General features: G+C 61.5%; 25 protein-coding genes. 5 read left to right on the top strand and 20 right to left on the bottom strand.

Annotated elements, in window-relative coordinates:
• Both rodA and QM647_RS00465 read left to right on the top strand, forming a co-directional pair.
• Window positions 1–1,164: a rod shape-determining protein RodA gene (rodA, locus tag QM647_RS00470; protein ID WP_414993505.1), complete on the top strand. Its 1,164-nt coding sequence runs from the start codon at window positions 1–3 to the stop codon at window positions 1,162–1,164.
• Window positions 1,165–1,318: 154 nt separating this feature from the next.
• Window positions 1,319–1,537, top strand: a complete 219-nt coding sequence (locus QM647_RS00465; RefSeq protein WP_414993504.1) for a hypothetical protein — start codon at window positions 1,319–1,321, stop codon at window positions 1,535–1,537.
• A gap of 9 nt (window positions 1,538–1,546) precedes the next feature.
• Here the strand turns inward: QM647_RS00465 and pip are convergent, their stop codons facing one another.
• Complete coding sequence (gene pip, locus QM647_RS00460) at window positions 1,547–2,548, bottom strand: prolyl aminopeptidase (protein WP_414993503.1); 1,002 nt, start codon at window positions 2,546–2,548, stop codon at window positions 1,547–1,549.
• 49 nt (window positions 2,549–2,597) lie between these two features.
• On the opposite strand from pip, the gene QM647_RS00455 reads away from it, so the two are divergent.
• The gene (locus tag QM647_RS00455; protein WP_414993502.1) at window positions 2,598–3,812 is read left to right on the top strand and encodes an MFS transporter; all 1,215 of its coding nucleotides are present in this window, start codon (window positions 2,598–2,600) and stop codon (window positions 3,810–3,812) included.
• A 256-nt stretch (window positions 3,813–4,068) separates the two neighbouring features.
• Here QM647_RS00455 and dgcA read toward each other — a convergent pair whose 3' ends face one another.
• The 4 genes from dgcA to QM647_RS00435 form a co-directional block, all read right to left on the bottom strand.
• Window positions 4,069–5,046: an N-acetyl-D-Glu racemase DgcA gene (gene dgcA / locus QM647_RS00450; protein ID WP_414993501.1), complete on the bottom strand. Its 978-nt coding sequence runs from the start codon at window positions 5,044–5,046 to the stop codon at window positions 4,069–4,071.
• A complete protein-coding gene (locus tag QM647_RS00445; protein WP_414993500.1) occupies window positions 5,043–7,826 on the bottom strand; it encodes a tipN in 2,784 nt (927 codons plus the stop codon). Before QM647_RS00445 ends, dgcA begins: the two co-directional genes overlap by 4 nt.
• 145 nt (window positions 7,827–7,971) lie before the next feature.
• Window positions 7,972–8,160 carry a hypothetical protein gene (locus QM647_RS00440; RefSeq protein ID WP_414993499.1) on the bottom strand — a complete coding sequence of 63 codons (189 nt, stop codon included), beginning with the start codon at window positions 8,158–8,160 and terminating at the stop codon, window positions 7,972–7,974.
• A gap of 103 nt (window positions 8,161–8,263) precedes the next feature.
• On the bottom strand, window positions 8,264–8,713 hold the full coding sequence (locus QM647_RS00435; protein WP_414993498.1) for a DUF805 domain-containing protein: 450 nt from the start codon (window positions 8,711–8,713) through the stop codon (window positions 8,264–8,266).
• 119 nt (window positions 8,714–8,832) lie between these two features.
• Between QM647_RS00435 and QM647_RS00430 the strand changes: the two genes are divergently transcribed.
• Window positions 8,833–9,843 carry a cupin-like domain-containing protein gene (locus QM647_RS00430; protein WP_414993497.1) on the top strand — a complete coding sequence of 337 codons (1,011 nt, stop codon included), beginning with the start codon at window positions 8,833–8,835 and terminating at the stop codon, window positions 9,841–9,843.
• Here the strand turns inward: QM647_RS00430 and QM647_RS00425 are convergent.
• The 14 genes from QM647_RS00425 to QM647_RS00360 all read right to left on the bottom strand — a co-directional run bounded on the left by QM647_RS00425 (window position 9,840) and on the right by QM647_RS00360 (window position 21,329).
• Window positions 9,840–10,331, bottom strand: a complete 492-nt coding sequence (locus QM647_RS00425; protein ID WP_414993496.1) for a DUF805 domain-containing protein — start codon at window positions 10,329–10,331, stop codon at window positions 9,840–9,842. The genes QM647_RS00430 and QM647_RS00425 overlap by 4 nt on opposite strands.
• Before the next feature lie 59 nt (window positions 10,332–10,390).
• Window positions 10,391–11,035 carry a bifunctional phosphoribosyl-AMP cyclohydrolase/phosphoribosyl-ATP diphosphatase HisIE gene (gene hisIE / locus QM647_RS00420; protein ID WP_414993495.1) on the bottom strand — a complete coding sequence of 215 codons (645 nt, stop codon included), beginning with the start codon at window positions 11,033–11,035 and terminating at the stop codon, window positions 10,391–10,393.
• Between the two features lies 1 nt (window position 11,036).
• Window positions 11,037–11,804 carry an imidazole glycerol phosphate synthase subunit HisF gene (gene hisF, locus QM647_RS00415; protein ID WP_414993494.1) on the bottom strand — a complete coding sequence of 256 codons (768 nt, stop codon included), beginning with the start codon at window positions 11,802–11,804 and terminating at the stop codon, window positions 11,037–11,039.
• Entirely contained in the window at window positions 11,794–12,540 is a 747-nt protein-coding gene (gene hisA / locus QM647_RS00410; protein WP_414993493.1) for a 1-(5-phosphoribosyl)-5-[(5-phosphoribosylamino)methylideneamino]imidazole-4-carboxamide isomerase, read from the bottom strand. Before hisA ends, hisF begins: the two co-directional genes overlap by 11 nt.
• Window positions 12,537–13,130 carry an imidazole glycerol phosphate synthase subunit HisH gene (gene hisH / locus QM647_RS00405; protein WP_414993492.1) on the bottom strand — a complete coding sequence of 198 codons (594 nt, stop codon included), beginning with the start codon at window positions 13,128–13,130 and terminating at the stop codon, window positions 12,537–12,539. The genes hisA and hisH overlap by 4 nt, the downstream gene beginning before the upstream one ends.
• Window positions 13,130–14,614, bottom strand: a complete 1,485-nt coding sequence (gene hisB / locus QM647_RS00400; RefSeq protein WP_414993491.1) for an imidazoleglycerol-phosphate dehydratase HisB — start codon at window positions 14,612–14,614, stop codon at window positions 13,130–13,132. Before hisB ends, hisH begins: the two co-directional genes overlap by 1 nt.
• Complete coding sequence (hisD, locus tag QM647_RS00395) at window positions 14,615–15,913, bottom strand: histidinol dehydrogenase (protein WP_414993490.1); 1,299 nt, start codon at window positions 15,911–15,913, stop codon at window positions 14,615–14,617.
• A gap of 22 nt (window positions 15,914–15,935) precedes the next feature.
• On the bottom strand, window positions 15,936–16,817 hold the full coding sequence (gene hisG, locus QM647_RS00390) for an ATP phosphoribosyltransferase (protein WP_414993489.1): 882 nt from the start codon (window positions 16,815–16,817) through the stop codon (window positions 15,936–15,938).
• A gap of 74 nt (window positions 16,818–16,891) precedes the next feature.
• Complete coding sequence (locus tag QM647_RS00385) at window positions 16,892–17,197, bottom strand: YerC/YecD family TrpR-related protein (protein ID WP_414993488.1); 306 nt, start codon at window positions 17,195–17,197, stop codon at window positions 16,892–16,894.
• 134 nt (window positions 17,198–17,331) lie between these two features.
• Window positions 17,332–17,847, bottom strand: a complete 516-nt coding sequence (locus QM647_RS00380; RefSeq protein WP_414993487.1) for a YcxB family protein — start codon at window positions 17,845–17,847, stop codon at window positions 17,332–17,334.
• 30 nt (window positions 17,848–17,877) lie between these two features.
• The gene (locus tag QM647_RS00375; protein WP_414993486.1) at window positions 17,878–19,116 is read right to left on the bottom strand and encodes an Hsp70 family protein; all 1,239 of its coding nucleotides are present in this window, start codon (window positions 19,114–19,116) and stop codon (window positions 17,878–17,880) included.
• A gap of 61 nt (window positions 19,117–19,177) precedes the next feature.
• Window positions 19,178–19,870, bottom strand: coding sequence for a TPM domain-containing protein (locus QM647_RS00370; protein ID WP_414993485.1), 693 nt, complete (start codon window positions 19,868–19,870; stop codon window positions 19,178–19,180).
• Window position 19,871: 1 nt separating this feature from the next.
• Window positions 19,872–20,678: a TPM domain-containing protein gene (locus QM647_RS00365; protein ID WP_414993484.1), complete on the bottom strand. Its 807-nt coding sequence runs from the start codon at window positions 20,676–20,678 to the stop codon at window positions 19,872–19,874.
• Between the two features lie 21 nt (window positions 20,679–20,699).
• Window positions 20,700–21,329: a LemA family protein gene (locus QM647_RS00360; RefSeq protein WP_414993483.1), complete on the bottom strand. Its 630-nt coding sequence runs from the start codon at window positions 21,327–21,329 to the stop codon at window positions 20,700–20,702.
• Between the two features lie 198 nt (window positions 21,330–21,527).
• Between QM647_RS00360 and QM647_RS00355 the strand changes: the two genes are divergently transcribed.
• The gene (locus QM647_RS00355; RefSeq protein ID WP_414993482.1) at window positions 21,528–22,853 is read left to right on the top strand and encodes a tetratricopeptide repeat protein; all 1,326 of its coding nucleotides are present in this window, start codon (window positions 21,528–21,530) and stop codon (window positions 22,851–22,853) included.
• 52 nt (window positions 22,854–22,905) lie between these two features.
• Here QM647_RS00355 and QM647_RS00350 read toward each other — a convergent pair whose 3' ends face one another.
• Window positions 22,906–25,269 carry a TonB-dependent receptor domain-containing protein gene (locus QM647_RS00350; RefSeq protein ID WP_414993481.1) on the bottom strand — a complete coding sequence of 788 codons (2,364 nt, stop codon included), beginning with the start codon at window positions 25,267–25,269 and terminating at the stop codon, window positions 22,906–22,908.
• Window positions 25,270–25,540: the final 271 nt, after the last annotated feature.

The raw sequence follows: 25,540 nt of genomic DNA, 5'->3' as shown, positions 1-25,540 counted from the left end.
ATGGTCGATTCCGCTCTTTCCCGCCCCGGACAACGCGATCGCTACGAAAGCAAGATCGCCCAGATCGACTGGCTGTTTGTCGGCCTTTTGTGCGCCCTGACCGGCATCGGCATTCTGCTGCTGTACAGCGTGGGCGGCATGAGCTGGCAGCCCTGGGCCTACAAACAATTGATTTTCTTCGCTGTCTGCCTGGTCATGATGTGCGCGCTGGCGCTGGTCGACCTGCGCGTCTGGCTGATGGGAGCCTACTGGTTTTACGGCGCTTCGCTGCTGTTGCTTATCGCGGTCGAGGCTGTGGGCGATGTCCGCATGGGGGCGCAGCGCTGGCTGAGCCTGGGGCCTGTCAGCTTCCAGCCGTCCGAATTCATGAAGCTGGCCATCGTTTTGGCCCTGTCCAAATTCTATCACGAGTGCTCGGCCAAGGACGCCAACCTGTCATGGAAGCTGCTGATCCCGGCCGGCATGATCGGCCTGCCAGCAGCCCTGGTCATGCACCAGCCTGACCTAGGCACTGCCGTGCTGATCTCGCTGACCGGCGCTTCGGTCATGATCCTGGCCGGGTTGAACTGGAAAGTTATCGCCGCCGCCGCCGTCGGCGCCGTCATCACTGTGCCCCTGGCCTTCCAGTACGTGCTGCACGATTACCAGAAGAAGCGCATCCTGACCTTCCTGAATCCGGAAGGCGATCCTTCCGGCGATGGCTATCACATCCTGCAATCGAAGATCGCCATGGGGTCCGGTGGCTTGCTTGGCAAAGGGCTGGGGCTCGGTTCGCAGAGCCAGCTCAACTTCCTGCCGGAAAAGCATACCGACTTCATCATGGCGGCGGTCTGCGAGGAACTGGGCTTTGCCGGCGGTTTCGTCATCTTCTTGCTCTATGCCCTGATCATCCTGATGGCCTTGCGTATGGCCTCGCTGTCGCACTCGCATTTCGGCCGTCTGGCGGCGGCGGGGGCCACGGCCACCTTCGCCCTCTATGTGCTGATCAATGGCGCCATGGTGATGGGCCTGTTCCCGGTGGTCGGCGTGCCCATGCCGCTGGTTTCCTACGGCGGTTCGGCCATGCTGATGGTGATGACCGGCTTTGGCCTGGTGCTGGGCGTCAAGGTTCACCGCTATCAGGAATTGCCACGACAAGCCTCCATCTTCCAGCGCTTCGAGTAAAAGCCAGGTCTTTGGTCGACTCGCGAGTTGGCTGCGCTTATATACCCGCGTCGCTTGCCGCCTGCTATTCGCCGCAAATCTCTGGCTTTTACGCACCGGTGCGTGGGAAGTAATACGCGCTGATTTTTTATGTGCTGGCGGGCAATTTGCCGTCATGACGACAAATGAACCTCCGGTCACGAAAGGCGAAAGCCGGCGCACGCTATGGGCCGCCGCGACTCTCATTGCCGTGATCGTCATCATTATCGCCGCGATTCTGATCGCACCGTCAGGCCCGCACGACAAACCGGGCGCTGATAATATCAAACCCACCGCTGCCGATCCCACGGCCAACGGCACGATGAATGGCCGAACGGCGCCGGTCGTGCCCTAGCCCTTTTATTCAGCTCAGGGCCACCAGGGCTTCATCGGCCGCCGCGACAAGGCCTTCCAGTATGCCCGGATCGCTGGAGGAGTGGCCGGCTTTTTTGACCAGGTTGAAACGCGCTTCAGGCCAGGCCTTTTTCAAATCCCAGGCCGTGGCCATGGGGGTGACCACATCGTAACGCCCCTGCACGATCCAGCCGGGGATGTGACGCAGGCGGCCGATATTTTCCAGCACCCAGTTCTCGCTTTCAAAGAAGCCACCATTCTTGAAATACCAGCTTTCGATGCGCGCAAACGCCAGCGCGAAGGCAGGGTCGGAGAATTTCGACGCCATTTCGGACGGGCCGTCGATGGAGAGGGTATCGCCTTCCCAGCCGCTCCAGGCCAGGGCGCAGCGCAGGCTTTCCGCGCGATCAGGGCCATTGAGCCGTTTGACATAGGCCGAAAGCAGGTCGCCGCGCTCGCCTTGCGGGATCGGCGCGACAAACTTCTCCCAGATATCCGGATAGATATGGCTGGCGCCTTCCTGGTAAAACCAGTTCAGCTCCGCCGGACGCACCAGGAAGATGCCGCGCAGGATCAGGCCGCTGACGCGATCCGGATGGGTGAGGGCATAGGCCAGCGACAGGGTCGAGCCCCAGGAGCCGCCGAAAACGATCCATTTTTCAATGCCGAGCTTCTGGCGCAGGGTCTCCATATCGGCCACCAGATGCCAGGTGGTGTTGTCTTCCAGCGAGATGTCTTCAGAGGCATGCGGTGTTGATTTCCCGCAGCCGCGCTGGTCGAACAGGATGATACGATAGCCATCCGGATTGAAGTAGCAGCGCAGGTTAGGTGAGGTGCCGCCGCCGGGGCCGCCATGCACCACCACGACCGGCAGGCCCTCAGGATTGCCGCTCTGCTCATAATATATCTTGTGTTTGCCGCCTGTCGGCATATGGCCGCTGTCATAGGGCTCGATATCAGGGTAAAGTCCGCGGACGGTCGTGCTTTTTGGTGCAGTCACAGAATCGGTCATAGGCTTGAGATCAATGTCAGTATGTGTCTGCCCTCACTAAAGACGTAAAATGCCTTCGCTCACAAGCCTTTTCCCGCTGACCAGCCAGCGCCGCCAGGCGATCTTTTACGCCCTGACCTATGCCGGCACGGGCGCCTCCCTGCCTTTCATGCCATTGTGGCTGAAAACCCATGGCATGACCGCGGGTGAGATCGGTATCATCCTGGCCTCGCCCCTGCTTTTGCGCGCCGTCACCGGCCCGGTCAGCGGCCTGTGGGCCGATGGTTTTCGCCTCTACCGCACCCCGCTGGTCTGGCTGGCCTGTTGTGGCGCGCTGTTCTATGCGCTGATGGCGGCGGGAGGACTTTTGCCGGCCGTACGTTTCCCACTTTACCTGATGCTGTACACACTGGCCTTCAGTTGCATGACCAGCCTGGCGCCGCTCAATGACGCCATGACCCTGCAACTGGCGAGGCAGGATAGGTTCACCTATGCCGTGCCGCGCGCGGTCGGCTCCAGTTCGTTTATCGTCACCAATATCGTGCTGGGCTTCCTGCTGGTGATCTGGCCGACGGACCTGATCCTCGTCTGGCTCGTTGTGGCGGCGATACTGACCGCGCTGGGTGGCCGTTATCTGCTGGCCGGTCTGGTGCGGCCCGGACATGCATCCGTCGGCACGGCCGGCACGGGACTGGAGCGCCTGAACGTGCTGATGCGCGACGAAGGCTTCCTGTGGCTGCTGGCCGCCATCGGCTGTCTGCAGGCCTCACACAGTTTCTACTATGCCTTTTCCACCATCATCTGGAAGGAGCGCGGCCTCTCATCGGCCACCTGCGGTTATCTGTGGGCCGTCGGCGTGGTGGCCGAGGTTGCCTTCATGGGGCTGGGCGAAGGTATCCGGCGCCGGATGGGGCCTTGGCGCATGCTGGTGATTGCCGGCGTGCTGGCCGTGACGCGCTGGGGGCTGATGGCCTTTTCACCGCCTCTGTGGGCGCTCTATCCCCTGCAGTGCCTGCACGCCATGTCGTTCGCCGCCACCTATCTGGCGGGGCTGGAACTGGTGCAGCGTCTGACGCCGAAGGGTTATGAAAGCCTGGGCCAGACGATCAATGCCGCCTATGCCAATGGCGTGATGATGGGCATGGGGACGATTGCCTCCGGCGCCATCTACACGGTCTTTGCGGCGAAGGGCTACGGCGTGATGGCCGGTGTCGCCGTTCTGGGACTGGGAAGTGCCCTTTGGCTTTATAGCCAGCGCATGCGACTGATGGCGGCAATGGTTTAGCCACGGAAAGCACGGAAGGCCGCGCTTCGCGCGTCACACGGAAAGACACGGAAATCTGAGTTTGCTGTCATTCTCGCCGGAAGGGCAGGAAAAAATATCATCAGCCATTTCGAAAAATGACGCTTCGCGTCGAAATAACCATGCAAAGAGTTTCCGTGTTTTTCCGTGTCGCTGCCTGCAAGGCAGCGCTTCCGTGTTTTTCCGTGTCGCTGCCTGCAAGGCAGCGCTTCCGTGTTTTCCGTGGCTAAACTTTAAACTAGCCCCATAGCGCCGGCGTAGCCGGATGCAGGATGGAGCCCGTGATCTCCAGCCCATGTTCGCGGTCGCGCGCCAGAAGGAGCGGGCCGTCGAGATCGACAAATTCTACCCCCTGCGCCACCAGCATGGCCGGAGCCATCGATAGCGAGGTCGCCACCATGCAGCCGACCATAATGCCCAGACCCGCTTCCATGGCCGCCGCCTTCAGGGCCAGTGCTTCGGTCAGGCCGCCGGTCTTGTCGAGCTTGATATTGACGTGGCTGTAAAGCCGGGCGCAGCGGTCCAGTTCGGCGCGGCTGTGCAGGCTTTCGTCGGCGCACAGCGGCACCGGCGATTGATAGCCCAGCAGCTGTTCGTCTTCCGAAACCTTCAGCGGTTGCTCGATCAGCTTGACATCGAGCTTCTGCATCTCCGGGGCCATGCGCACCAGATCATCGAAGCTCAGGCCTTCATTGCCATCGACGATCAGGCGCGACTTAGGCGCATTGGCCCGCACGGCCTCGATGCGGTCGAGATCGTCCGCCCCCCCGATCTTGAGCTTGAGCAGCGGACGGCGGGCATTGGCGGCGGCCTGCGCCCCCATCGCCTCAGGGGTATCCAGACTCAGAGTATAGGCCGTCTTGAGCGGGTCGAGCCGTTTCAGCCCGGCCGTCCGCCAGGCCGGTATACCGGTCAGTTTGGCATTCAGGTCCCACAGGGCGCAATCGATGGCATTGCGCGCCGCACCCGCCGGCAGAAGGTCGTGCAGGTCGCTGAAGCTCAGGCCCGCTTCGATACGCGGCCGCACGGCCTCGATATCGGCCAGGGATTGTTCGATGCTCTCGCCGTAACGCGCATAGGGTACGGCCTCGCCACGTCCAACATGGCCCTGGTCTTCCAGCTCGACATAGAGCACACGCGCTTCGGTTTTCGAGCCGCGCGCAATGGTGAACCGCCCGGTGATCGGGAAGGTCTCTTCGCGAAGAATAAGCCTCATATCAGGTCGCTGAGTGCGGCGTCGAGCAGCAGGTAGGCGCGTCCGGAATCGCTGGCCAGCACTTCGTTCAGCCCCTTGATCACGTCCTTGCCGAGCAGGGCCATGTTGATCTGCTGGTCGTAGAAGGTGGCAAAATCATTGGCGTGCTGACGCACCTGCGGGTCCGACAGCAGGCGACGGCTCAGACGGCGGATGGCGGCGGGCGCCACGCGGCGAACCACGAGACGAGCGCCTTCATTATCCTCGGCCATGATGGCGCCGATGACTTCCTCGATGCGGGCGCGGCTGAGCAGGGCGGCGGCATCGACCCCCATGGCATTGACCTCGGCGATCATCAGGTCGTCCAGGCTGTCGAATTCCGGATCGTGCGGCGGTTCTGCAGCGGTTTCCGGGGCGATTTCCGGCACGGGCGCGGCCTCGACAGGCGCGGCCCTTTCGCGCCCCTCCATGCCGCCCAGCAGCTCACGCCATGACCAGCCTTCCTGAACCGAGCGGGCCGCCGGCCTGGCGGTTTCGCGCGGCGCAGGGGCTGGGGCGGGCGTGGCTTCCGGTCCGGGGGACGGCCGGGTTTCGGAGGCCGGCATGCTCAGGCGCGACAGGCGCGGGCGCGTCACGGATGCGGGCGGGACTGGTGGCGAGACTGGGGACGAGACTGGTGGCGGCGTCATCTCAGCCACCTTGTCCGCGGCCCGTTCGATAGCGCGGCGCGGCGTCAGGCCGCGATCCCGTGGCGCTGCCGGTTCAGCAGGCGGATGGGGCAGGGTCTGGTCGCCGGAAATAACGCCCATTAGCCGCACGGCCTCGGTCAGCATGTCGTAATTGCGCTTGACCCGGTCCTGGAAGGCTGTATCGACCGCCTCGGTTTCCTGCGCCGCCTTGCGGGCGGCTTCCAGCATGGCATTGATGCCGTCTTCCACGCTCTGGCGGATTTCGGCGATGCGCGCCTGGGCCATGGTCGGCAACTGGTCGGCGCCGTTGGCCAGGTCGTTCAGGGCGGCATTAACCTCGGCAATGGTGTCGCGCGTATGGGCGAAACTGGCGTCGAGCTTCTGCGCCGTCTGGTCGCCGGCCTCGCCGATCAGATCGGCGGAGTCCTCGATCAGGCGACGGGCGGCGGCGAAACGGCTGTCGAACACCTCGTCGGCCTTCTTGCTGGCCTCGAAAATCGATTCGTTCAGTCGATCGACGCGTATCTGGGCCGTCTGCGCAGCCTGATCGGCGGCGCGCTTGGCGTCCTCTGCCGAGGTGTTGAGCTGCTCCAGCGCCTTGCGGGTTTCCTCGACCAGATCGTCGCGGGCATCGGCGGCCATCAGGGAAATATTGGACAGGGTGGCGTGAATGCGCGTCTCAAAAGCGGTCCGCTCGTTTTCGGCGGCGCCCTGGACGGCATTGAAATGCTCCTGCGCCGAGACGACGATATCGCGCAGCACGTCGATGCCGCGCGCCGAGGTTTCGCCGAGGTCGATGGTGGCGACGCGGGTGATGGACAAGGCCTCGGTCAGCTGGGCGCGCTGGTTCTCGATATGGACGGCAAAGTCTTCCTGGTCGGCACGCAGGGACAAGGCGGCGGAGACCAGACCGGCGCGCTGCTGCGACAGGCCTTCCTCGACATTGCGCACCTGATCGGCGACGCCGGTGCCGGCGGTTTCCAGACGCACAGTCTGGCGGTCGAGATCCTCGGAGGCCGTCCGGGCGACATCGGCCACATCGGCGGCGGCATTGACGATGGCGCCGGTGGAGGCGGCCAGGCTGGCCTCGGCCTCGCGCAGCTGCGCCTGGGCGAGATCGGAAGCATCGGCCACCATGCGCGCCTGCCGGTCGACGGCCTCGATGATGCCGGTGGTCTGGGTGCCCAGGGTTTCGTTCAGTGCGCCGATGGCCTCGCGCTCATGATGCAGGGACTGGGTGATGTTCTGCGTGGCGGCGCGGGCATTTTCAGCGGCGGCGGTCAGGCGCTCGGTCTCGTTTTTCAGCTGGGCGCTGAGTTCGGTAATATCGGCATGGGCCAGGCGCACAGCGCGTACGGCATGATCGACCTGTTCGCGCAGGGCGGTCACCAGATCACCGGTCTGGTGGGCCGCCGTGGCGGCGGGCGCCAGCAGGGCATCGGCCAGTTCGGCGGTGCGCTGGGCCTGGTTCGACAGGCGGGTGGCGTGGCGCAGGGCCAGTGCGGTGGCGAAGATCAGGCCGATGGGGAAGAGGGCCAGGCAGGCCAGGACCACGATGCGGAACGGCTCATAGGTCAGCGCGGCGAGGTCGGCCTGAGCGCCCAGAGCAAAAGCCGCAAGGCCGCAGGCCCACAGCAGGCTGGCAAAGGTGGCCAGACCCCAGACCAGGACGGGGGAGGCTTCGTTCTTGCGCGTCACCGGTTCCGACCGCGTCTTTTGCGGGCTCAGGTCGCGGCTGCTGCGCCGGTGTGACCTGTGCGTGCTGGATTTGGCCGGTGCGTCGCTGTTTTTGACGACGGGCGGCGTGGTTTCGGGCGGCGGTTTCAGCTCGGTCAGGGGCACCGGTGCCGGTTCGGGAATATCGAGACTGGTGTCGAAGGTGGCAGATGGCTCGGGCCCATTGTCTTCGGGCAGGGGTTCAGGCTTGGCGTCCGGCGCCACATGGGTGGGGTTGTCGAACGGCGCTTCCATGATGTCGTTCGCGCCAGCCTTCGCTTGGCTGTCTGTTGCCGCTGGCGCTGCCGGCTCGTCAAACAGGGGCCTCAGTTTGGGGCGGCCGAAAAGGTTCAGTTTCGGTTCGGAGGGTGTCTGCGGCGTGCGAGGTGGTTTCATCAATAGTATCCTGAGGCCGTTCTTTTACGGCCGGGCGACGCGTTTTCCGAAAGTTGGGACCTGTTTCTCCCAGCAGGAGAAAGCTACGTCAACTTGCGATTTTCGCAAAGCTTTTTGTCAAGATTGTATTAGGCTTAAAACGCGCTTAACGGTCAGGGTCCGCCGAAGGCGCGGAAGGTTCTTCAGGACGGGCATTGTCCGGCGCACTGGCGGGCGGCGGTGTGACTTGTGAGGGGACTGGGGGCGCGACACGGCTATCGCCGCCAAAGTGCGCCATAGCGGCCGAGATCAGCAGGGCGATCAGTCCGGTCAGCAGATTTATGAACCAGGACACGCGGGAGCCCCCTCCAGGCTGGTGATCAAGTGGCCCGACTAGACGCAGGCATGCGGTATTAACCATGGCCTAGTTCGGACTATAGGGCAATCGCTGTCGCCGATTAAGTTTCGGCTGCGTTAATCCGGTCACGCTGATGGGGATCGGCACCGTAATCGTTATCGCCTTCGTCACCGGGCTTCAGCGCCAGGAAAAACAGCAGGCTCCAGCAGGCCAGGTTGGCCAGCACGCCCAGCAGGGTCATCAGCCAGAGCAGGCCGGCCGGCATAAAGCCCCCCATGGCAAGTGACAGGCAGGCGATGAGCGGTTGCGGCGCCAGTCCCCACAGCCAAAGCGCCGAACGGCCGGTGTCGTGCAGGCGCTTGATCACCAGGCAGGCCAGCGGCCAGGCCAGCAGAACCCAGCAGACGCTCAGCACGATCGGTCCATTGACCGCCGGTACGGTGCCCAGGCCAAAGCCGATTATCACCATGACCAGCATCAGTATGGCGAGGCTGGAGAAGAACTGCGTGCCGCTGATCCGGCCCTTCGGCGAAAAGAGGAATGCGATCATGAAAAGGCCTCCGTCAGAGGCAGGCTATGCCTGGCGGGCCGGCCTGTAAAGAGGTTGCCGCTCCCCGGCCTTTGCTCTATCACCAATGGGCACCAACGGGTATTGTGAGGCAGGCCTGCATGGATTTTCCTTCCGTTGATATCCGCCACGATGTTCGCCCGGGTGAGGCGGTGGCGTTACTGGCCGGGCAGGAAACGCCTTTGATCCTCAAGGGACTGGTCAATGACTGGCCGGCAGTGGCGGTGGCGCGCCGGTCGACATCCGAGCTGATTGCCTATCTGAAGGCCTGCGATGCCGGTATTCCGGCGGAAACTTTCCGTCAGGCGCCGGGCGGGGACGGCAAGTATTTTTACGGCGACCTGCCGCAGAAGGGACGGAACGGCGGCTTCAATTTTCAGCGCGCCCCCCTGCCGCTGGCGGTCACGCTCGATCGCCTGAACGCTCTGCGCGGTAAGCCGGAGGCGGAGCATATCTATATCCAGTCGGCGCCGCTGAAGGACTTTTTGCCACGGTTCAAGGCGGAAAACCCGCTCGATGTACCGGGCGCGGAGCCGCGCATCTGGATCGGCAACCGTTCGGTGACCCAGACCCATTTCGACATCAACTATAACCTGGCCTGCCTGGTGGCGGGACGGAAGCGATTCGTCCTTTTCCCGCCTGCGCAGACCGCGAACCTCTATATGGGGCCACTGGAAGCCACGGTTTCCGGGGTGCCGACGGCCATGGCTTCACTGGAAAATCCGGACTTCGAGGCGCATCCACGATTCCGCGAGGCCTTGGGCAATGCCGTGGTGGCTGATCTGGCGCCGGGGGACGCGCTTTATGTGCCCTATATGTGGTGGCACCATGTCTCTTCGAGCGAAGATCTGAATGTACAGGTCAATTACTGGTGGAACACGGCGGGCGCCGAAATGGGTGCGCCGATGCAGGTATTGATGCTGGCCATGCTGGGGCTGCGTGACCTGCCTGCCGACCAGAAGCGGGCGTGGAAAGCTATGTTCGAGCATCTTGTCTTCAGTGGCGAGAGGGGGGGGCATCTGGCGCCTGAAGTGCGTGGAATCCAGGGCAATATCACGCCGGAACAGCGCAGGGCGATCCGGCGTGCCATCGGTCAAAATCTGCAGGATTAGGCAGCGGGGGCGTCTGGAGACGGGCCGTACATGTTTTCGTCTGGCTGTCCAGGCCAGACGGAAAGCGCGATCCCCAGTATCAGAACCGCCAGATTGCCGAGGAAGGCGACGAAGTTGAGCATGTCGGTCAGGCCGGCGGATTCGATGAGGTCGCCGCCGACACTGCTGAGCAGGCCGGGGATGAACCCGGCGAACAGGATCAGGCCCAGCCAGGCCGAGAAGCCGATATCGTGCAGGCGCGTGGCACACAGGCAAAACAGGGCGTAATAGAGCAGGACCGTCAGCACCATGGTCAGCCAGGTCATGGGCTGGTCAAGGCGCGCCGCCCATTCGTCGCTCAGGGCATCGGGCAGGATGGCGACACCGAACCAGATGATGAAGATCAGCACCTGACAGGCCCAGAAATTCAGCACGAATTGCAGGCGGTTGATGCGGCCACGCGGTGAAAACATGGCGTTGGCGCCGACGAGAATATGATGTTTGGCCATAAAGGCGATAGCCCCGGGAATATGCAACCTAACTGATCACAAATGGCGTGATCTGTAAATCAGCCTTTGTGGCGTTCGCGCAGGATATCCAGAACGTTTTCCAGTTTTGTGTCGCGCGCCATCAACAGGACCGACAGGTGATAGAGCAGGTCAGCGGCCTCGTTATGCAGTTCGTCGAGATCACCGGCGCGACCAGCCAGGGCGGTCTCCAGGCCTTCCTCACCCACCTTCTGGGCGATCTTGGCGACGCCCTTCTGCATCAGGCGGGCGGTATAGCTGTCGGCCGGGGAAGCCTGGGCGCGATCCTTCACCACATGGGCCAGATGGCCCATAAAGCCGATGCCAGGGGCGTCTTCATGGCCGAAGCAGGAGGTGGTCTTGGTGTGACAGGTCGGGCCATTCGGGCGGGCATAGACAAGCAGGGCATCCTCGTCGCAATCGGTCAGGATGCGGTCGAGTTCCAGCGTATCGCCGGAGGTCTCGCCCTTCTTCCACAGGCGGTTCTTCGAGCGCGACCAGAAGGTGACCAATCCGCCTTGCAGGGTGGCTTTCAGGGCTTCGGCGTTCATATAGCCGAGCATCAAAACCTGGAGGGTATCGGCGTCCTGCACCACGGCGGGCACGAGGCCGTCGCCCTTGGCGAAATCGATCCGGTCGATATCGGCGATGGTCAGCGGATTGGGCAGTTTGTGAGCTTCGGGCATTTTAAATCCGTACGGCTATTCCGGCGGCGCGAAGGTCGCGCTTCAGGTCCGGAATGGCAATGATTTTCTTGTGGAACACGCTGGCGGCCAGGGCGCCGGAAACGTCGGCCTGATCGAATACCTCTTCGAAATGCTCGGGCGCGCCGGCACCGCCGGAGGCGACCAGCGGAATGTCGATCAGGTCGCGCACCAGCCGCAACTGCTTGATATCATAGCCCTTGCGCACGCCGTCCTGGTTCATGCAGTTGAGCACGATCTCGCCGGCACCGCGGTTTTTCGCCTCGACCACCCAGTCGAGCGTGCGACGCCCGGCCTGACGGATCTTGTCGGGATCGCCGGAATACTGGTGGACATAGTAGTCATTGTCCATCTCGCGGCTGTCGATACCGACGACCACGCACTGCGAGCCGGCCATTTCCGCCAGTTCGTTGATCAGGTCCGGGCGTTCGAGCGCTGGCGAATTGATCGAGACCTTGTCGGCGCCGCTGTTCAGGCATTTCACCGCCTGTTCGGCCGAGCGAATGCCGCCCGCCACACAGAAGGGAATATCGAGGGCGCGGGCGATCTGGGACACCCAGTTGTAATCGACCGTGCGGCCTTCGGCGGAGGCGGTGATATCGTAAAGTACCAGCTCGTCGGCGCCTTCATCGCGATAGCGCAGGGCCATATCGACGGCATCGCCGAGCACTTCGTGGCCGACAAACTGCACGCCCTTGACGACCTTGCCGTCCTTGACATCGAGACAGGGGATGATGCGTCTAGCCAACATTGAGGGCCGCTTTCAGATCGATAATCCCTTCATATATGGCCTTGCCCACAATGGCGCCATGGACGCCCAAGGCCTTGAGATCATAGAGGTCTTCCACGGATTTCACCCCGCCGGAGGCCTGGATTTCAAGATCGGGACGCTTCTTGCGCAGGGCTTTCATCAGGTCCATGTTCGGCCCCATCAGCATGCCGTCGCGCGACACATCGGTGACCAATATGCGTTGGGCCACGCCGAACGGATAGTAGTCGAGCACCTCAAATAGGTCTAAACCTGACCCTTCGACCCAGCCATGTGTTGCTACATGAAAGAACATCTCATGATCGGGATGATTAATACTCGGGAAGACGTCTAGCGCCAGCGTAATGCGGTCCTTGCCAAAATCGCGCAACCAGCCGCGCACCTCTTCCGGATTCTTGACCGCGGCCGAGCCGACCACGACCGCTGAAACGCCCTGGTCCAGCAGGGTCTGGACGTGTTCGCGAGTACGCACGCCGCCGCCAGTCTGGATTTTCGCGCGCGACGCACGGGCCAGGCGGCCGATCAGTTCGTGCTGTTGCGGTGAGCCGGCCTTGGCGCCGTCCAGGTCGACGATATGAACCCATTGCGCGAACTCCTCATTGAAGAGGGCCAGGCGCTTGAACGGATCGGAATCGTATTTCGTCACGGCATCGAAACGCCCCTGCGCCAGGCGGACGCATTCGCCGTTGATCAGGTCGATGGCAGGGTAAAGGATCACAGGTCTACTCGCAGAAAATTCTCTAAAATCCGGGCACCCGTCGCACTGGAACGCTCCGGGTGGAACTGGCAGCCGAACACATTGCCTTTGCGCACCATGGCAGCGAAGGGCGCGCCATAGGTGCTGGTGGCCAGGGTGAAGTCATTGACCGGGCAGACAAAACTATGGACGAAATAGGCGAAGTCCCCGTTTTCCAGACCGGCGGTCAGCGGATCGTCTTTGAGGACCTCCAGTTGGTTCCAGCCCATATGCGGCACCACCATATCGGGCGTGGCGGTCATTTTCGTGACCTTTCCGGGGATCAGGCCGAGGCACGAGACATCGCCTTCTTCCGACCCTTCAAACAGCAGTTGCTGGCCGAGGCAGACGCCGAGCAGGGGCACTTTCAGGCCACGGATGGTGTCGAACAGGCCCAATTCATGGATGCGCGACATGGCGAAGCCCGCTGCGCCGACGCCGGGCAGGACCACTTTCGACGCTGCCGCGATTTCCGCCGGATCGGAGCTGAGACGGGCTTCCGCACCCAGTCGTTCCAGGGCAAACAGAACGGAGGCGGTATTGGCGCAGCCGATTTCAATAACGGTAATCACTAGGCCAACATGCCTTTCGTGGAGGGCAGGGCGTCGCCTTCGATGCGTGTCGCCTGACGCAGGGCGCGGCCGAGCGCCTTGAAACAGGCTTCCGTCTTGTGGTGGTCGTTGCCGCCGGTGACCTCGACATGGATCGAGGCGCCAAGCGTTTCCGACAGCGAACGGAAGGCGTGCGCGGTCATTTCCGTCTGGTAGTCACCGATATGCGTGGACTGGAACTCGCCCTTGAAGACGCAGAACGGACGGCCGCCGAGATCGATCGAGACCTTGGCCTCGGTCTCGTCCATCGGCAGGACAAAGCCGAAGCGCGCCATGCCGACGCGATCACCGAGCGCGATCTTCAGCGCCTGACCGAAGGCCAGCATACAGTCCTCAACCGTATGGTGGGCATCGATTTCGAGGTCGCCTTCACAGGCCAGTTGCAGCGAGAAGCCGCCATGCGTGGCCACCTGATCGAGCATATGATCGAAGAAGCCGACACCGGTATGAACCTTGACCGGCTTTGGCTGGTCGAGATTGACCTGCACCGAGATCCTGGTTTCCTTGGTGTCGCGCAGGATTTCGCCGACGCGCGGTGCCTTGTCGGCCGGCGCCACATCGAGGGCACGTAAGATTCGGTTATTGGTGGCGACATCGCCCAGCGCCAGCAGCAATCCGGTCGGCGTCACCTGCGGACTCAGGCCCAATCGCTTGAGCGCCGTCTGGGTCTGCAGCAGGGCTTTCGGGCGCAACAGCATGAAGGGGCCGTCATTGAGATCGAAGCTCTCCAGTTGCTTCGATCGCGACAGGGCCTCGCGCACGCGGTCCTGCTCGTTGCGGATCAGGTCGACGCGCGATTGCAGGGTAAGCGCGCGGGATGGCGACAAGGCGGCTTCGGCGGCGCGGACCGAAGGCGTCGGCAGCGGGTGCGGTTCGCAGAACTTCAGCAGGCCCTGCAGGGTCTTGGTGTTGGCGATCAGGGCGCCGACACGGGCTCCGGCCATGCCGAACAGGTAGGACAGGCTTTTCAGCACGACCACATTGGGCTCGACGGTTGCCAGCTCGACCAGGCTAGGGGCCGTGCAGGCGTCGAAATAGCTTTCGTCGATCACCAGCAGGGTCGGGAACAGATCAACCGCCAGGGCGCGCGCAGCGGTCAGGCTCCACGCCTTGCCGTCGGTCTGGCGCGGATTGTGGACGAGGTAGAAACCGCCGCCCTTGCTGAGAGGGCCGTTTTCAGGCGGCTTGCGGATGCTCAGGTTATAGACGCCGCACAGGTCTTCCAGATAGTGGTCGTTATTGGCCCACAGGAACTCGTGGCCATGCACGCGCAGGCGGCGCATCAGGATTTCCATGGCGTGCGAAGCGCCGCGCGTTACCATCAGCTGGTGCGCCTCGACGCCGTAATAATCGGCCATGCGCTCGCGCAGGGGTTCCAGCGAGGGAGGCAGGGATTCCAGACCGGAACCGGAGGCGTTCAGGGAAGAGAAGGGCGAGTTAAACATCTAAACTTCCAATCTAAAGTCAGCTGCCAGCGCGTGGGCCTCAAGGCCTTCGAGACGGGCGAGGCGGGCGGCGGCGGGGGCGATGGCGGCGGCCCCTTCACGGGTCGCTTTCTGGACGACAAAGCTGGTCAGGAACGAGCGGACCGTGATGCCGTCCCAGGCGCGTGCGGCGCCATCGGTCGGCAGGACGTGGCTGGGGCCCGCGGCATAGTCGCCGAAGGTTTCGGCGGCATAGGTGCCGGCGAAGATGGTGCCGGCGGCGGTCAATTGCGGGATCAGAGCATCGACGTCAACCACCTGGATCGCCAGGTGTTCCGGGCCGTAGAGGTTGGAGACCTCGGCGGCTTCGCTAAGCGACGACACGACAAACAGGCGGGCCTGTTCCAGCGAGGCGCGGGCGATGGTTTCGCGCGGCAGGCGCGACACCTGCGCCTCGACCTCGGCATCGATCTTCGCGGCGATTTCGGCTGAGAGCGCCACCAGGATCACCTGCGCGTCGGCATCGTGCTCGGCCTGTGACAGGAGGTCTGCGGCGACCAGTTTTACATGGGCGGTGTCATCGGCAATGACCAGCAGTTCGGAAGGCCCGGCCGGCATGTCGATGGCCAGACCAGAGACACGCTCCGTGGCCAGACGTTTGGCTTCGGCGACATACTTGTTGCCCGGTCCGAACAGCTTGTCGGCGGGGGGCGTGCCTTCAAAGGCGCCGAGCGCCAGACCGGCAATGGCGTGCGCGCCGCCGACCAGCCACATGTCTTCCAGGCCGGAAGCGGCAGCGGTGGCAATCATCATGGGGTGGATTGAGCCATCGCGCGCCGGTGGCATGACACAGACACGGTTGGGCACGCCGGCCACAAGCGCGGGCACGGCGGTCATGATCAGGGTCGAGAACAGCGGCGCGGTGCCGCCGGGGATATAAAGCCCGGCCGTGGTGATCGGGCGATAGACGCGTTGCAGGCTGAGCCCCGGTTTCGGCGCGATCAGCGGACCGTCGGTGGGCAGTTCGGCTTGCTGGAAGGCGCGGACATTTTCGACCGCCAGTTCCATGGCCGCCAAATCTTCGGTGGTCAGACTTGAGCGTGCGGCATCGACCGTGGCACGGTCCAGTTTCACATAGCGCGGGGCGTGGCCATCGAGCTTGACCGACCAGTCGGAGACGGCGGCAAAACCGCGTGCGTCCACGTCGTCAAATATGGTGCGGACAGTCTCTGCCACACGCGCATCGCGGCGGTTTTCCGGGCGCGCCAGGGCCGCCTTGCGCTCAGTGGCGTTCAGATTTTTCCAGACAAAGGTCTTCATCGTTACTCAGAGGCTCCTCGCCTCACTTCATCATCTTCTCAATCGGCAGGACCAGGATCGCCGAGGCGCCGGCCGCTTTCAGTTTATCCAGCGTGTCCCAGAACACGTTTTCCTGGCAGACCGCATGGATGGCGACCGTATCCTCGCGCCCGGCCAGTTGCATGATCGTCGGAGCATCGGCGCCGGGGATCATGCGGATGATCTCGTCGAGATGCGCCTTGGGGGCGTTCATCATGACGTACTTGGCGCCGGTCGAGGCCGTGACGCCATCGAAGCGGCGCAGCAGCATGTCATAGGTATGGGCCAGTTCCGGCGGCGGGGCATGCGGCGCCTTGATCAGCACGGCTTCGGATTTCAGCACCAGATCGGTGGCCTTCATGCCGTTGGCTTCCAGGGTCGCGCCGGTCGAGACCAGATCGCAGATGGCCTGGGCGATCTTCATGCGGGGGGCCACTTCGACCGCGCCGCGCATCTCGACGATCTCGGCCGTGACGCCGTTGTCCTTCAGCCATTTGCCGAGGATATTGGGATAGGAGGTGGCGATACGCTTGCCTTCCAGCCATTTCGGGCCGGTGTAATCGACATCGTTCGGTACGGCGATTTTCAGCGTGCAGGAACCGAAGCCCAGACGTTGAACGATCATGTCTTCCAGATCGCGGTCCGGAAAGTGCTCGGCCAGCACATTGTAGCCGACGATGCCCAGTTCGGCGACGCCGTCGGCCACGAAGGTCGGGATGTCGTCGTCACGCACGCGCAGCAGGTCGATTGGCTGATTTTCGATGCGGTACAGCAGTTCGTTGGCGCCCTTGATGATGCGCAGGCCCGCACCGGAGATCAACTCGCCCGAGCGATCCGCCAGACGGCCGGATTTTTGAACAGCAATGCGTAAGCGGGGTTCAGTCATAACCTACTCTTGTCTCTGTACCTCCCCGCTTGTCGGGGAGGGGGACCGCACCGAAGGCGCGGTGGTGGGGTTTCTTACTTCGTCTTCAGTTTATCCAGCACAAGCCGGTAACCCTGATGTGGCATTTCGCGCAGGAACCGGGCCACGCGGGTGACCGTCGTGGTGCTGGCGCCGGTGCGCTCGGAAATTTCGCGGTAGCTCAGATCGCCGGCATCGAGCAGGCGGGCCACCTTGAAACGTTCGGCAAAGGCGCGCAGTTCCGATGGCGTGCACAGGTCATCGAGAAAGGCCTTGACCTCCTCGATCGATTCCAGACCGAGCAGCGCTTCGGCGAGTGCGTCGGAGTCCTGCCTGCTGATTTTGCCGTCGTTGAGCGCCACTGTGTCACCGTAGTAGTGTGTTATCGTGCTGATACATTAACACATGCAGGTGCGCAAGCGGGAAATGCGGAATTTCAGAAAACGCTTTTAGCGTTCGTGTAATTCGATTGAACCGTTTTTGTAAACCGATCGGCTTATTCGGGAGATGTAAACGCGTACTTGGGAACGATCATGGCGCAGTTCGGATTTGTGAACAGAAGAAGTGTCCCGGGCGTTTCCACCAGATCAAATATCTGGTTCCACTCCAGATGGCTGGAGGTTTCACCGACGTGCTTTGTCAGGCCGGAAGCGGAAAGAGCGACGCTCTGCCTGCGTTTTGAAGCTGGCCCGAACAGGTAGCTCACAGATTGCCAGGCAAAAATAAGCAAGGGGCCGAGAATAAAGACCATTACGCCGGCCATGACTGCGGCACTGATGGCGAATACCAAGAGCATGAGTATGGCGAACCATATAAGGTAGTTGCCAAGGCCTGTGGACAGCTGACCGTAGGAAGGCGCCATGCCGAAAAGCATCAGCAGGCATATAATGCCTGTGTAGATCATGAAGCGCTGGCGATTTCTCTTACCCATCCAATTTTTTCGCAGCCAGACCCAGACAAACGCTGACTGATTGCCGAAGCTGATGCGGTATTCATTTGTTTTAGGGGCCATGCCTTTTTGTGCGTGAACTCACTTATGACGTCAACCAGCGAACCGCTCTTTCGCTGCCAGGCCCAGACCGCTGGCAACGGAGGAGAAGCGGTCGCCATAGTGCATCCGTGCGGACGGGAAAGCCGCCTGCATCGCGGCTTCAAAACCGGGCAAAGCCGTCGAGCCACCCGTCATGAACAGGGTCTGGATGGCCTCAGGCGCCAATCCCGCCCGCTCGATAACGGTTTCCAGCGCCGTGGCCACGACCTTGCTGACTTCCTTTTCGACACTGCTGGCCAGGGTTTCGCGGCTGATATCCAGTTGCCAGTCCGGATCGATGGTCGTGAAATCGACGGTCGTCGTCTCAGAGTCAGAGAGCGCGATCTTGGCCTTTTCGATGCGGTTGGCGATATCGTGACCGGCCTGACGTTCGATCACCTCCAGCAGGCGCGCCGTCTTTTCGCGTTCGCCCGACAGATAGTGGGTCTGGCGCAGGGAGGTCATGGCCTTCTGCGTATAGAGGAAGTTGATCAGGTGCCAGGTGGCTAGCTGCACATAGGGCTGGCTCGACATCTCATTGCCGTTCTTCAGCCGTCCGCGGAAACCGAGATCGCGCATGGCGGTTTCCAGGCTGAGGCGGGTATCGAAGTCGGTACCGCCGATATGGACGCCGGCATTGGCCAGGATATCGCGCTTTCCGCTGCCCAGGCGCAGTACCGAGAAGTCGGACGTGCCGCCGCCGATATCGACCACCAGAACGATTTCCTCGCGGTCGAGCGCTTGCGCATAGTCGCGCGCCGCCGCCAGTGGCTCGTATTCAAAGCTGATGTTTGTGAAGCCTTGCGCCTCGGCAATGCCGCGCAGTTCGGCTTCGGCGCGGGCATCGGCCACCTCGTCGCCATCGACGAAATGGACCGGACGGCCCAGCACCACGTCTTCTATGGTTTCGCCGGCAAAGGCCTCGGCGCGGCGCTTCAGCTCGGCGATATAGAGGCCGATAATGGCGCGGAAATCCTTGCGACCGCTGCCGATCTGCGTCGTTTCCTTGATCAGCGAGGAACCAAGGATCGATTTCAGCGCGCGCATCAGCCGGCCTTCGTAGCCGTCAAGATATTGCGCGATGGCGGCGCGGCCGATCACGGTCTGGTCGGTTTCGAAGTTGAAGAAGATGGCCGAGGGCAGGGTAACCGACTCGCCTTCGATCGGCACCAGTTGCAGGCGCTCGCCCTGACCGACGCAGACAGCAGAGTTGGATGTACCGAAATCGATACCGCAATAGGGGCGAGACATGGGAGCGACCTTTGGGGAGAAGGGCCGGCGTCTTTAACCGTCTTTCCCCTTCAAGACTAGCCTAAATCTCGATCAGCACATCCGGCAGTTCGTTGGGATTGTCCTCGCCCGGCGGGAAGTGGGCGGCCAGGGCTTCGCCGCACTTTTCAACGGCGGCCTCGAAACCGCTGGTCAGGTCGCCATCCTTCACATGTTTGAGCAGGGCCGCGATGGTGTCGTTCCACAGGCTCTTATCGACCTTGGCATAGATGCCCTGATCGGCGATGACCTCGACAAAATGTTCTTCCAGCGCGCAGAAGATCATGACGCCGGTCTGGCCCTGGGTCAGGTGCAGGCCGCGGGCATAGAACTGCTCCATCGCCTTCTGGTGGGCCTTGCGGTTGCGCGTGGCCTTGGGCGTGAGGATCAGTTTCAGACCGGTGAAGCGGATCAGCGCGTAGACGATGGCAAACACGATGACCTGCAAGAAGCCATAGCTGATCAGGACTTCCCAGTCGGCGAAATCGCCACTGACGCCAAGGCCGTTCCAGCCGAAGATGCGGGTCAGCAAAGGCTCCAGCCATTCATGCGGCAGGGCGCCGAAGGTCGCCAGCAGCAGGGGCGCGATAAAGGCGGTCACTGCCGCCCAGCCAAGCGGGGTCTCGCCGTAATCGAGCGCCTTGGTTTTGATGACGCAGGTGATCTCGCCGGACGTATTCACCTCTGCTTTGGCGATGGCCGCATTGATGCGGCTATGGTCGATTTTCAAGGTCATGTTACCAGCTTCCCGAACTGCCGCCGCCGCCGAACGAGCCGCCGCCGCCACTGAAACCACCGCCGCCGCCGAAGCCGCCACCGCCACCCCAGTCACCGCCGCGTCCGCCGCCACCCAGGATATTGCCGAGCAGGAACCAGGGCAGCCAGCCGCGTGAGAACAGCACGAAGATGATGATGATGAAGATCAGCAGGGGCAGGGGAATGCCGCCTTTCCGGTCATTGCCAGTATCGGCCGCCGCCTGGGCGGCCTGTGCCTTCTGGATAGCAACGCCGCGATCCTGCGCCAGCTGCGCAATGATCTGGTCGGTGCCCGCCACGATGCCGGCCTCGTAATTGCCCGCCTTGAACTCCGGCAGGATGGCTCGCTGGATGATCAGAGACGACAGGGCGTCGGTCATCACCGGTTCCAGACCGTAGCCGACCTCGATGCGGACCTTACGCTCATTGGGCGCGACGATCAGCAGAATGCCGTTATCCTTGTAGGTCTGGCCATTGGAAGCCGCCGGTCCGCCGGCCTTCTGGCCGATGCCCCAATGGCGGCCCAGTTGATAGCCGTAATCGGAAATCTCATAGCCCTGCAGATCCGGCACGGTGACGATGACCACCTGATCGGTGGTGGCGTCTTCCAGGCCCTTCAGCTTGGCGGTCAGGTCCTGTTTGGTGGCATCGGATAGCAGGTGCGCATCATCGACGACGCGCTGGTTATTCAGATCGGGATATTTGGGTTCGGCAAAAGCCGCATTACCCCAAAGGCTGGCGATAAGCACAGCCAAGACCACCCAGAAGGGTTTGAGTAAACGGTTCATCCGGGTGGCCTTGCTGGCGACTTAGTTCGAAGCTGCGGCGGCCGGGGCGGCCGGCTTGTCGAAGCTGACGACCGGCGCCGTTTCGGCACCGGCCTGGGCGGTGAAGAGTTCCATCGGCTTGCTGGAGCCATAGAGGGTCTTCGCCCAGATCACGCTCGGAAAGGTGCGCAGGCTGAGGTTATATTGCGTGGCGGCGGCGTTATAGTCGCGGCGCGCAATGGTGATACGATTATTGACGCCTTCGATCTGGCTTTGCAGGGTCAGGAAGTTCTCATTGGCCTTCAGGTTGGGGTACTGCTCCTGAATGACCATCAGGCGGCCGAGCGCCGAGGACAGGCCGTCCTGCGACTGCTGGAACTGTTTGAACTTTTCCGGATCGCTGATCGTCGAGGCGTCGACCGTCACCGAGGTCGCCTTGGCGCGGGCCTCGACCACGGCGGTCAGGGTGCCTTCTTCGTGGGCGGCGGCGCCCTTGACGGTGGCGACGAGGTTAGGGATCAGGTCGGCGCGGTTCTGGTAGGCGTTCTGGACATCGGCCCAGGATTGCTTGGCCTGTTCTTCCTTGGTGGGGATATTATTGACCCCGCAGCCGACGAGGCTCAGCGCAAGACCGGCGGCAGCGACAAGACCGAGAATACGCGTAAATTTCATGAAAGGCGCTCCTTTGTTGCCCGATGCGCGGGAGACTGCCAAACGCGCCCCCAACGCCGTCCTTATGTGGCCCTTCTTAACCCAATTTAAAGGGGGCCGGAAGGGGCGGCCGCAAAAGCTTTCACTTCCGGTTGCAGAGTGCGGGAGACAGGTGCCGGAATCTGGTCTATGCTCATAAGGCTATCGAGGGGGAATATCATGAAATCTGCCATACTGTCCGTGACCTGTGCCGTTCTGGCGCTGGTTGTTTTGCCCATGCGTGCGATCTCGGGCGAAACTGCCGACACCTCGCCGAATATCGATGAATTGACTAAAAAGGCCGAGGTCGGCGATGTGCGGGCCATGGATGAACTGGGAGAGATCTATTATCGCGGCAAGGGTGTGCAGGCGGATTACGACCTGGCCTTCAAATGGCTGGACAAGGCCGCGGCCACCGGCGACGCCCAGTCTGAGGTCGATCTTGGCGACCTCTATGTTTCGGGCAGTGGTGTGAGCCGGGATCCGGCGATGGCATTGAAGCTCTATCGTCAGGCGGCCGCCCAGAACAATGCCGATGGCCAGTACAGCGTCGGCTGGATGTACGAGAATGGCGAAGGTGTCGACGAAGACGACGCGGAAGCAGCCAAATGGTACAAGCTTTCAGCGGATCAGAACTTTGCCCGTGCGCTTAATCATTTGGGTGATCTCTACTATTCAGGTCGGGGCGTCGCTAAGGACTATGTTCAGGCGATGGCTTTGTATCGTCGTGCGGCCGAGCAGGGAGATGGCTATGGCTATAGTGCCCTGGGCGATATGTACAGAAATGGTGAGGGCGTGGCCAAGGATGCGGGGCTGGCCTTGGAAAATTATCGTAAGGCGGCCGAGGTGAAGGAGTGCGGTGGCCTGTACGCCATGGGGCGCATTTACGAAAAAGGAGAGAGCGGGCAACCCAAGGACCTGTCGCAAGCACGGAAATGGTACCAGGCGGCGGCGGACGAAGACTGCATCGGTGGTGAGTTGGCCATGGGGCGTTTTTACGATGAAGGTATAGCCGGTCCGACGGACGATGGAGAAGCTTTCAAATACTTCGCCCTGGCGGCGATGAACGGAAGCAGCCTGGGCCAGGTCAAGCTCGGAAGCAGCTATTTCTATGGCTGGTTCCTGCCCAGCGATTACGGTCAGGCGCTCAAATGGTATCAGAAGGCCGCGGACAAGGGCTATGCGCCGGGACAGTACAAGGTGGGGTACCTCTATGCCAAGGGGTATGGCGTCAAGGCGGACTATGTCGAGGCGCTGAAATGGCTGCGGCTATCGGCCGCGCAAGGCGATGACGATGCTCAGTACCAGCTGGGCGCCATGTATGAAAATGCCCAGGGTGTGCCGCAGGACCGCAAGACGGCCCTGATGTGGTATCTTCTGTCAGCGGCCCAGAAAAACGAGGATGCGCAAAAAGCCGTCGAAGCCCTGAAAAAGCAGATGTCGGGTTTCGATGTTCATGCGGCGCAAACCCAGGCGGATGCCTTCAAGCCGACGGACAGCCAATAAAAAACGCCTCCCGGCAAAACCGGGAGGCGTCATAGTCAAGTCTGCCCGAAGATCAGAAACGGGTATCGAGCGTCAGCATGGCTGTGCGCGACTGACCCGGATAGTAATAGTTGCCGCTGTCGTAGAAGGCATTGCCCGAATATATCTGAGCCTTGTACTGCACGTCGAACAGGTTCTTGATGTTCAGACGCAGGTAGGTTTCGTTAAGCGGTCCGACCTTGCCGAGCTTGTACTGCACATCGGCGTTCCACAAGGTGTAGGCCGGGGCGTAATCGACGTTCGCCAAAGAGGCATAACGCTTGCCGGTATATTTGCCATTCAGGCCGAATTGCCAGTCGCCGATCTTGTAATCCGCGTTGAAGGCGTACATCAGGCGCGGCACCTTACCCAGTTGCATGCCCTTGGTGTAATCGTACTTACCGGCGGCATACTCGTAGTCGTTCAGCATCTCCGTCTTGGTATAGGAGGCCGACGCATAGAGGTTCAGTCCCTTCAGCGGGCGAACGCCAATTTCGGCATTGGCACCGGTCATGCGGGCGTTGCCGACATCCGTGGCGATAGAAAGCTGCAGTTCTTCATCCCAGCCGGTTTCGATGCGGTGCTGGAAGTCGGTCTTCCACAATGAGGCCGAAGCGCTGATCAGAGGCGATGAGTAGCGATAGCCCAGATCGAAGGTCTGGGAGGTTTCCGGTTGCAGATTCGGCGTGGTTAGTGAGTACAGGGAATCGGTACGCGGCGCCGATATCATTTCCGAATAGCTGGCATAGATCGACTGGTGGTCGGCGATCTTGTAGCTCACCCCCAGGTTCGGCAGGTACTTCTGGTAATCGACCTTGAAGCTGGTGGCAGCTTGGTATGCGCCGGATTTCAGGGCGCTGGTGCCGAAAACGGTGGTGTCGCCCGGATCGGTCGGTTCGCAATAGGCGTAGCTTGCGGCTTGGTAGCAGTAGTTGTTCAGCTCGCGCTTGAAGTCCGGAATGCGCAAGCCCAGATCGACCTTCAGCTTGTTGTCGAAGAAGTAGCCACCGTAGGTGATGGCGAACTGGCTGAGATCGGCATAAGACTGGCGGTTGCGACGCTGGATCTGCTGGCCGTCCGAGCCGATCACGGCGTAGCTGTCGTCCTTTGATAGCGGGTCCGGAATGCTCAGGTCGCTGGTCAGGAAGGTGGTGGCGCCGGTCTGGCGGTGATCGCCATGATCATAGGTATAGGCAACGCGCAGGGTGTTGGTGTCGTTGAGGTACCAGATCAGCGAGCTGTTCAGCGTATAGCGCTTGGTGCGAGTCAGGCTGGGGTAGAACACATATTCCGAACCAATCGTGCCGTCGCCATTGGCGTCATAATTGATCAACTGGCTGTAGATCTGCGAGCCGATCTTGCCGGTGCTTTCATCCAGCAGATAGACTTGGGTGCCGCCGTCGGCCTTGGTGTACTGGAAGCTGGGGTCAATCGTCAGAACCAGGTTGTCACGCAGGTGGAACTTCGACTGGAGGCGCAGACTGCCGTTGTCGGTCGGGTTGATCTTCCAGCCGTAATAGGCGCCGGAGCTGGAACCGGTCGCTGTTGACGTCGATGAATTGATCGTGCCGGCGAAGTCCATGTCATAGTCGGAAGTGTATTCCGATGCGCTGACATCATAATAGCTGTTATTGCGGCTGCGGTTATAGGTGAAGTTCAACGAGACGAAATCGCCTTTGTCACCGAAGGGCTGGTAGAGGCCGCCATTATATTGCTGGCGCTTGACCGAACCGTAGCCCTTCCACTTGTCCGAAATCAGGTTGGAATAGGTGAGGTAGGCGGTGGTGCCCCAGGGACCGAACTTGCCGCTGTCGAAACGCAGAAATTCACGGTGATAGCTGTTGTCGCCAAGCGTTTCCTTGACCTGGAAGCCCATTTTCTCGGACGGCTTTTTGGTGACAAAGTTGACGGTGCCGCCGCCGGCTGCTGCTGTGGGGCTGTCGACATCGGTGCTGCCCAGATTTACGTCGATGCGTGAGTAGAGTTCGCTGTCGATATTCATGGTCGGATAGATGGCGTAGTTGCCAGTATCGTTCAGGGGCATGCCATCGAGGATGAGGGCGATGCGTTGTGAATCAAAGCCGCGCAGGGTGATATCAAAACCCACCGAACCTGTGGCGTCCTGGTCGGTGAAGTTTACGCCCGGCAGCAGGTTGATCGCATCGAGCGGTGAGCCGGGTGCCTGGGTGTCGAGATAATCCGACGTGATCGACGAGCGGGTCTTGGTGACGGTTTGCTCGACGCCGAGACCGGCGGCCGACTTCTTACCGGCGCCTTTTACGACGACGGTGGTGGTTTCCAGTTCCTGGGTGGCGGTGGACTGCGCCGACGCCATGCCGGCAACGAACAGGCCGGTCAGCGCAGTGCCGGCCAGGATAAGTGATTTGGTCAATTTCATAGGAAGCATTCCCCATTGTGATAGAGTACACAGCAATGCCGTTCATAAGGGACGCAGTTATCCGCCGGGAAAAACGGTTGTTTCCGTTTAGACCGCTGTAAATGAAAGGTTTTTGCTGAGGGGGTGCTTAACGGCGCTTATGGCACTTTTCTTACAAATCAGATGAAGGTTTGGTGACATGGGGCTCAATAGATCTTTGTGCCGTATATTAGACACATACGGTGTTCATTGAACGCTGTTACATTATTCTGTTGTGTGAATTTATACTGAG

Source organism: Asticcacaulis sp. (genome assembly GCF_047605585.1).
GTDB lineage: Bacteria > Pseudomonadota > Alphaproteobacteria > Caulobacterales > Caulobacteraceae > Asticcacaulis.
Note: the sequence above shows the minus strand (reverse complement) of the source record. Positions and strands in the feature narration are given on the sequence as shown.

Coding starts and splice junctions, on each gene's coding strand:
- QM647_RS00370 (WP_414993485.1), bottom strand. CDS start 19,870: ATGACCTTGAAAATCGACCATAGCCGCATCAATGCGGCCATCGCCAAA.
- dgcA (WP_414993501.1), bottom strand. CDS start 5,046: ATGAGGCTTATTCTTCGCGAAGAGACCTTCCCGATCACCGGGCGGTTC.
- QM647_RS00350 (WP_414993481.1), bottom strand. CDS start 25,269: ATGAAATTGACCAAATCACTTATCCTGGCCGGCACTGCGCTGACCGGC.
- QM647_RS00375 (WP_414993486.1), bottom strand. CDS start 19,116: ATGTCTCGCCCCTATTGCGGTATCGATTTCGGTACATCCAACTCTGCT.
- hisF (WP_414993494.1), bottom strand. CDS start 11,804: ATGTTGGCTAGACGCATCATCCCCTGTCTCGATGTCAAGGACGGCAAG.
- QM647_RS00365 (WP_414993484.1), bottom strand. CDS start 20,678: ATGAACCGTTTACTCAAACCCTTCTGGGTGGTCTTGGCTGTGCTTATC.
- hisD (WP_414993490.1), bottom strand. CDS start 15,913: ATGAAGACCTTTGTCTGGAAAAATCTGAACGCCACTGAGCGCAAGGCG.
- QM647_RS00360 (WP_414993483.1), bottom strand. CDS start 21,329: ATGAAATTTACGCGTATTCTCGGTCTTGTCGCTGCCGCCGGTCTTGCG.
- QM647_RS00445 (WP_414993500.1), bottom strand. CDS start 7,826: ATGAAACCACCTCGCACGCCGCAGACACCCTCCGAACCGAAACTGAAC.
- QM647_RS00355 (WP_414993482.1), top strand. CDS start 21,528: ATGAAATCTGCCATACTGTCCGTGACCTGTGCCGTTCTGGCGCTGGTT.
- hisIE (WP_414993495.1), bottom strand. CDS start 11,035: ATGCCCGAAGCTCACAAACTGCCCAATCCGCTGACCATCGCCGATATC.
- rodA (WP_414993505.1), top strand. CDS start 1: ATGGTCGATTCCGCTCTTTCCCGCCCCGGACAACGCGATCGCTACGAA.
- pip (WP_414993503.1), bottom strand. CDS start 2,548: ATGACCGATTCTGTGACTGCACCAAAAAGCACGACCGTCCGCGGACTT.
- QM647_RS00455 (WP_414993502.1), top strand. CDS start 2,598: ATGCCTTCGCTCACAAGCCTTTTCCCGCTGACCAGCCAGCGCCGCCAG.
- QM647_RS00380 (WP_414993487.1), bottom strand. CDS start 17,847: ATGGCCCCTAAAACAAATGAATACCGCATCAGCTTCGGCAATCAGTCA.
- hisG (WP_414993489.1), bottom strand. CDS start 16,817: ATGACTGAACCCCGCTTACGCATTGCTGTTCAAAAATCCGGCCGTCTG.
- QM647_RS00465 (WP_414993504.1), top strand. CDS start 1,319: ATGACGACAAATGAACCTCCGGTCACGAAAGGCGAAAGCCGGCGCACG.
- QM647_RS00430 (WP_414993497.1), top strand. CDS start 8,833: ATGGATTTTCCTTCCGTTGATATCCGCCACGATGTTCGCCCGGGTGAG.
- QM647_RS00425 (WP_414993496.1), bottom strand. CDS start 10,331: ATGGCCAAACATCATATTCTCGTCGGCGCCAACGCCATGTTTTCACCG.
- QM647_RS00435 (WP_414993498.1), bottom strand. CDS start 8,713: ATGATCGCATTCCTCTTTTCGCCGAAGGGCCGGATCAGCGGCACGCAG.
- hisB (WP_414993491.1), bottom strand. CDS start 14,614: ATGTTTAACTCGCCCTTCTCTTCCCTGAACGCCTCCGGTTCCGGTCTG.